This is a genomic window from Mesorhizobium sp. M2E.F.Ca.ET.209.01.1.1 (genome assembly GCF_004010375.2).
Taxonomy (GTDB): domain Bacteria; phylum Pseudomonadota; class Alphaproteobacteria; order Rhizobiales; family Rhizobiaceae; genus Mesorhizobium.
The window spans coordinates 1-318 of sequence record NZ_SADP02000821.1 but is presented as its reverse complement, the minus strand read 5'-3'; the positions used below and the strand labels follow the sequence as shown (position 1 = coordinate 318).

Annotated in this window: 1 pseudogene; it reads right to left on the bottom strand. The window is 62.3% G+C overall.

The window, feature by feature from the left end:
- A pseudogene (locus EN852_RS38050) lies at nt 1–318 on the bottom strand (acyltransferase); the annotation flags it as partial.

The window sequence follows — 318 nt, the reverse complement described above, 5'->3', positions numbered from 1 at the left end:
ATCGAGTAGGAGAGCGAGCCGAGCAACAGCATCGGCCGGCTGCGCAAAACCAAGACCAGCCAGCCCCCCCCATGGGCGAAAAGATAAAGCGCCAGCGCGAAGACGACCGGCGCCAAAACGCCAATGTCGTTGGTGCCGGCAAAGGAGACGAACAGCGCAATCCCCACGATCATCGCAAGCTCTGCCAGCGTCCAGGCAAGGCGCCCTGCCCCGCCGCCAAGCGCCTGTCGCGCCTCTGCAATGGAATCGTGCTGAAACCAGGCGAGCAACGCGCCGAGCGAGAAACCGTAAAGGCAACGGATGAAGCCGAAATCGAAA